Here is a 7,557-nt window from a genome sequence, read left to right as displayed (position 1 = left end):
ATTATTGATATTTGATTTTTTGTACTGCCTTTGAAGGTATTATTTCCAATAAATCAAACAGAGATGCAACTGTATTATTTGCATCTCTGTTTCTATGTGAATTAATAATTTATTTTCGTTCTAATTGAAGTGTTTTTGTTGTTACATCAGCTACTTCTGAAGGTCCGTAATATTGAATAGGACCTGTAAAGAGATAATGATCCTCATAAGCCCAGGCTTCTCTGTTTTTTTGAAGCTCACCGAACACTGGACCATTTATATCAACTAATGCTTTTTGAATAACAGGCTTCATTATGCCATGACGCTTTTCCATATTCATAAGCATTGTAAGTGGAACACCTCCAGCAATCCACTCATCAGCAGGTTTAGTTAAGTTTTTAACAGAAGATAAATAGCCTGTTATATTAAACTGAACTAGTGCAAATGCATTATATCCTAGTGAATAACAATAATCTGCATCAAAGTTTGATGGAGCAGCACATCTTCCTTCGTAGCCAAAGAAGTGAGTTTGCGAAGAAAATTTACCTTTGAATTGTCCATTTTTCTTCATTTCAGTTAATTTAGCCTGTACCATTTCAACAAGTAATTTTTCTGTCTCAATTCTTGATACTTGAACATTACCGTGTGGATCCCTATCCATTAAGAGTTGAGCCTGAATGGATGATGGTAATGAAGCAAACACCTTAGAATTACTAGTTTCCAGTTTATTTTTAATATATTCTATTCTCTGTTCCTGAGTTGACAGTGCTTGATAATCTGCTTCATCCTCACAAAGAGCCAGTTTATCATTCAAATTAGAAATCATCGATTTCATTTCAGGTATAAATTCAATTATTCCTTCAGGAATAATTGCTACACCGAAGTTTTTGCCTCTATTGGATCTTTCAACGACAATATTTACAATATAATCAACAATTTCTCCAAGTGAAGTCTTATTTTGAGCTACTTCTTCAGAAATAAGCGTGATATTAGGATGTGTTTGAAGAGCACATTCAAGACCAACGTGAGATGCACTTCTTCCCATTACTTTGATAAAGTGCCAGTATTTTTTGGCTGAATTGGCATCTCTCTCAATATTTCCGATCAATTCGGCATATGTTTTTGTTGCTGTATCAAAGCCGAATGATATTTCAATCTGCTCATTCTTTAAATCGCCATCGATAGTTTTTGGAACCCCAATTACTTGAATTCCAGCTTTTTTCTCAAGGAAAAATTCAGCTAACAATGCAGCATTTGTGTTGGAATCATCTCCACCAATAACCACCACAGCTGAAACATTTAAATTCTGACAGGTATTCCAGGTTTTCATAAATTGTTCTTCTGATTCAAGCTTTGTCCTGCCAGAGCCAATTATGTCAAAACCGCCTGTATTTCTATACTCATCTATTAATTCTTTAGTAATTTCAACGTATTTTCCATCGATAATGCCTGCTGGACCACCTAAAAATCCGTATAATTTATTGTTTGGATTGGCTTCTTTAAGAGCATCAAATAAACCTGCAATTACGTTATGCCCACCGGGAGCTTGACCGCCTGAAAGGATAACTCCTACATTAACAGTTTTATTGAATACCTTACTTTCGCCTGATTTAAAAGTTACTACAGGCTTTCCATAAGAGTTAGGAAACATTTCATTAATATCATCAGCGTCTGCTATAGACTGAGTTGGCGCACCACATTCAAGATCTAAATTTTTAACACCGTTTCTTAGAACTTTTGGAAGTTTGGGTTTGTACTCCAATCTTGCTTTTTGAAGAGCAGATAATTCTCTAGTCATATTCCGTACCTCTTTTTCTACTACAATTCCAGTAATTATACTCTATAAACTAATAATCACTTAAATAAGCTTTCAACTTATTATAATACAAACCCTAAAACTTTGAATTTAAATTTGATTTATTTATTAAAACTCAAGTTTCTACTTAAATAATTTATGCTGTCATTTCGAGCCATGAAACGTGGTTTTAAGAAATGAGCATACTTGCGTGGCAATCTTTAAGTATATATTTAAGGTAGTAAACTTGAATTCCAAAGAGATCACTATGATTGCATAAATTATTTTAGGATTAGCTTTAAATTAATAACCATAATGCATTTCTGATTTCCATAAATACCGTTAAAGTCGATATATTCAAGTAAACACAAGCATATCAGCCAGTATCATTTATGAAAATCAGAAAAAATCAAAAACTCGATTTGAGTTTTAAAAGATACGACAAACATCTAAGAGAAATGATCCATTGAAAGGATTTTAATATCAACATTTTTGACATATCATATCAATGATACCTTCAGAGTATCTAAAAAACCATCAATTCTATTTAATCATAATTTATTATCCGTATTTTATTTTGTAAACAAGTATTAAAACATTTTTATAAGTTAAAACTATCAATTGATAAGCATCTTGAATATTATAAACCAAGCGGGGCTTTAAATTACAGATAAAAATGTTATTCTAATAAATATGATTGTTATATTTATGATTCGAATTATTAGCATAAAATAAACTAAAACTTCTAATATAATCAGAAAAAATATATAATTAGAGAATAAATGTCTGGAGTGGCGAAATGAGTTTCCAGAGAGTTAGGGTAAAATCTTCTATTCTAGCAATTGCGGCATCTTTAGCTATAGGTGTCGGGATATTCTCAGCCAATCCAGGATTTAGTGAGTCTACAATTACAGCCAATGATGGCACAACCACCATAAATTCTGCTGAAGAGTTTGGGGCATATACATATGAGGTAACCCCTGGCAATATAAATGGTAATTATGCTCTCTCAAACTTTACAAATTTCAATGTTGCAGATCTTGATACCGTAAAAATGATGTTTCCAGGCTCTGTTAGATACTATATTAACAGAGTCAATAATGCAATGGCAATAAATGGTGCTATAGAAGGCAGAATTGTAGATACAGGAAATATTGGCGGACATTTGATATTTATAAGCCCAAATGGAATTAATGTTGGGAAAACAGGAATTATAGTTGCAGATGCAATTACTTTAACAACAGCTTCCGGTCTTCTTGTTGGTGGCAATGATATTACCAATGCTGCGAATTTTTTGGGTGCTTCTTTTGGAGCAACTTTTGATGATAACGTTATAATATTTGATAATATAGCAAACGATATTCATAATAATGGAATGTTATATTCTGTCCAGCGTGATGGAACTTCTGATAGTATCCATAGATCCATAGATGTGCTTGGTAGAAATATAACAAATATAGGTTATATTGGAAACACTGGCCAGATTAATGTCAGTGGTATAAACTATAACCATCTTACTGATAATGTTAATTTGGTTACCGGTTCTACAATAAGCTTTGAAGATGGAGTTTATACGCCAACAGCTTTAGCCACTGGTTCTAATGGTTATATTTCACACTATACTGATGGGGTAAATGGCCAGGCAAATCCTCATATTAAGGGTCAAAACATAAATTTATGGGCATATGGTAGTACCCCTCAAATCTCTGATACTTATACAAACTCTGGTATACAAAATGCTGCAATAAATGTTGAAGGATTAGTTGAGGCTCATGCAATTGATACTGAAAGCGGATCTATCACCTTAGAGGCATCAGGCGCAGATGGAGCCGGAAAAACAATAAGATTAGGCTCTAAAGGAGCATTGTCCGCCGGTGAGGCTGGTTTAGGAAGAGAAGATTATAATTACAAAAATGACGAAAATGTGATCAATATTACTGCAAGTCAGCTTAATTTAAACGACCCTGGAACAAACTCAAATACTAATATTAAGACTGCTGGAACAGTAAATATTAGCTCAAGTGCTGACTTAAACATATACGGATCTGATACAGCCCATTCAATAACTGCTAACAAAATTTATTTAGATGCCAATACAGGACAAATTAGCATAACTAAGGGTGCAGGATCCGGAATTTCTCTATTAGCCAAGGATAATACTAAACAAGATGCTTCGACTAGTTCCGCAAAATTGGGAATAGGAGCTAATGGTAATTTGACTCTTACAGATATTACAATTAATTCTGAGGGGGATTTAGCATTAATAAGTCAGACTGGTGATATTACTATCCCTACAGGGTTAACATTTGATAATAATCTGTATACATATTCAAATATTCTTAATATCAATTCCAACATAACTCCAGCAAGTGCCACAGGAAACCTGTATCTTGCATTTAATGAATTAAACTTGCCTGCTACTAAAAGTTTAGCAACAACGAACGGGAATATTAGCTTGGGTTTTCTGCCAACAAATGCCAATTCTATATCAAATATATTTACAGGCTCTTCATTTGCTGCTAATTATGGAGCTCTTACTTCACGTGCTGGTAATATGGTTTTAAATCTATTATCCAGTACAAGTAATATTACAGCATCTAATGGAATTATAAAAATAGAGTCTCTGGGCAACATATTATTAAATGGGACTTCAATACCAAGATTGACCGCCGGATCTATCTATTTAAACTCTCCAGGTTCAATAAATATAATTAAAAGTTATCTTAATGCCACAAGTGGAGACATCGGTATTGGTAGTGGAACAGGAATAAACATTGGAAATACGAGTAATATAGTTTCACAATCAGACTTAGGCTTGATCTCTGAATCTGGTTCGATCACGATAGGATCAGGCGCTACTCCAATATCAGCAGGACATAATATTTATACCTATTCTAATACCCTTTCTTTAGATGGTAGGTATCTAAATGCAACCAATAAAATATATTCTTCTTTTGATGAATTATCACTTTCAAATGATGCTAGGTTGAATACGTCAGCAGGCGTGGGGCACGATATAAGAATTGGATTTCTTCCATCAGATGTCGATTCAATTGCAAATATATTTACAGGAACAACATTTGGTAGCAGATTTAGTGGCCTGACAGCTCGTACAAACGATACAACTATCACATTAGCTTCAACTAACAGTGGAATAACGTCTGGTGGATTCTTAAATATTACTTCTAGCAATAATTTAACACTAACTGGTGCAGTTCTTTCCCCATCTTTTCTTAATGCTACATCATTTAATATTGATGCAGGGGGGCAAACCAATATACAAGATATAAATCTATCTGCAAATACAAGTTCTGGAATTATCGATATTGATTCTACAGGCAGCTTGTATATTAATGGTTTAGATTCAAGATTAACTGCGCATGATATTTACCTTGACTCAGATGCGCTTGTTGAAACCAGCTATACTAACTTTACGGCCAGTGATGGGAATATAGGAATCAGCGGTAATACAGGAGTAACTCTTAACACTGAAACTCTAATTGACACTACAAATTTAGGTTTGGGCTCTACTTCAGGTGATATTACTATTAATCCTGGAGCAGGCACTTATTCTGTTGGCAATAACTTTTATACTTATTCAGACAGACTTACAATATTAGACAGAATTATTGACTCAACTAATAACATGCACCTGTCACTTAATGAACTAAGGTTGCAAGGTGCAAATATATTACAAGCTGATGGAAATATAACCATTGGAGCCTTACCTGATAATGGAGATGCAATATCAACAATATTTAACGGTACTTCATTTGCTTCTAAATTTGATGGGTTTACCTCAAGAGCAGGTAATATAGATATAGATACCGTAGCTGGTACAAGTGGAATTACCTCTACAAATGGTATTTTAAACATATTATCAAGTGGAAATCTATCAATAAACGGTACATCTTTATCTGCCATAGAAATGTACCTCGATTCAGCAGGCCAAACCAGCTTACAAAATTTAGCTCTTACCAGTAACAATGGCCCTAATCCAACAAGTGGCAATATAGGAATAAGTAGTGAGACAGATATAATTCTAGGAGTTAATACCAGTATTAATGCTGATACTAATCTCGGACTAGGCTCTACATCAGGAAATATTACTGTGAATTCAACTTTACCCCTGGTTGTAGGAAATAATTTATACACTTATTCAAACATTTTTGATCTTCACGCTGGTACAACTGTAACCAATAACATATATTCATCTTTTAATACACTAAATATATATGATGGAATTGATTTACAAAGTACAACGGGAAGTATTTATTTTAGAAACTTGCCAACAGATGGAAATTCTATATCAACAAAGTTTGCTGGTACATCATTTGCTGATAACTTTGGAAATCCCACAAATCACACTGGAAATAAAGCAATTACTTTATATTCAGCTAGTGGAGATACAGCAAATATTAGCGCATTAAATAATTTATATATTAACTCATCAACAAATTTAAGTTTAATTTCAGGAAATACAACAACTCCGGATCCGATTTTAACAGCAAATTCCATTTATCTTAATGCAACAGGTACAACTACTTTAAGTGATATTAATTTAGCAGCAGATACAACAACAGGTCTTATAAATATAGATTCTACCGGAAATATTTCTATCAATGGATCAAGTACATCACCATTATTGAGATCTAACAATATTTATCTTGATTCTGATGGCCAAATTACCATAGGAAACTCTTATTTTAATGCTACCAATCATTTAGGCATAGGTAGTATCGGCAATTTAACTGTTGGATCAGGAGTAGGCCTGATTGCAGGAGCAAATCTTGGCTTGGGTTCCACATTAGGTAATATTACTATTAATTCTGGCTCCTCTTTTAGTGCAGGAAATAATCTCTACACTTATTCCAATGTTTTAGATCTTAACACTGCAATAAATACTACAAGTGGCAATATTTATTCTGCATTCAATACATTAAACTTACAAGGTTCAGGTGCTTTGACTGCACCAGCAACAAAAAATATCAAACTTGTAAGCTTTGATAATAGCGGGAATCCTAGTAATTTATTCACCGGTTCATTATTTGCAACTAAATTTGCAGGGTTAACATCTCGTACTGGCAATGTAGCTATCAATTTGTTATCAGGTGGTGAACGTTTAATTGCACCAACTATAAGTATAATTGGTGATAGTAACATAAATATTAATGGCACAGGCACAACTACCATAAAAAATTTAAATGCTAACGCAACTGGAAATCTTGATATATTTTCTACCGGTAGTTTATATCTAAATGGGTCAGCTACATCATCATTAATTGCTAATAACATATTTATAGATTCAGATGCATTAACAAATATAAATAACCTTAACCTAACAACCAACTCATGGAGTACTGGCAACATTGGACTTAGCGGAAATACAGGTTTAATTATTGGAAGTGATATCACATTTACCCAACAAATACCATCTATCGGCAATATAGGTTTATTCTCTCCAAATGGCAATATAACTATAAATCCATCTTTAACAGCATCAAATAACTTATACTTGTATTCTGGAGCTAATACGACTATTGCAAATGGTGTTACTAATTCTAATAATGATGTATATATGACTTTTAGTGATTTGTATCTGTCGGGTGGTAGACTCACAGCTGATCAAGATATTTATTTGGGGTCTAACTTTCCCGCAGGAGAAAATCTTGACTGGACTTCCGGACATAGAATTTATACTAAATTAGGTAGTACACCTACTACAATTGCGGATATAAGCATCAGATCAAATTCTCATGATCCAGATTTTTCAATATTAGCAG

Annotated in this window: 1 protein-coding gene and 1 pseudogene; one reads left to right on the top strand and one right to left on the bottom strand. The window is 33.5% G+C overall.

Translation table 11 applies throughout. The features are described 5' to 3' along the window. Positions 1-109 precede the first annotated feature (109 nt). Entirely contained in the window at positions 110-1,777 is a 1,668-nt protein-coding gene (locus tag A2255_07230; GenBank protein OGI19664.1) for a diphosphate--fructose-6-phosphate 1-phosphotransferase, read from the bottom strand. Positions 1,778-2,573: 796 nt separating this feature from the next. Here A2255_07230 and A2255_07225 point away from each other — a divergent pair. Beyond that, a pseudogene (locus A2255_07225) lies at positions 2,574-7,557 on the top strand (hypothetical protein).

This window comes from Candidatus Melainabacteria bacterium RIFOXYA2_FULL_32_9, from assembly GCA_001784615.1.
Lineage (GTDB): Bacteria > Cyanobacteriota > Vampirovibrionia > Gastranaerophilales > UBA9579 > UBA9579.
The sequence above is the reverse complement of the archived record's forward strand: the minus strand, read 5'-3'. Positions and strand labels throughout refer to the sequence as shown.

Bases quoted from the DNA above. Each gene is read 5' to 3' on its own strand.
- A2255_07230 (OGI19664.1), bottom strand. From the start codon at position 1,777: ATGACTAGAGAATTATCTGCTCTTCAAAAAGCAAGATTGGAGTACAAA.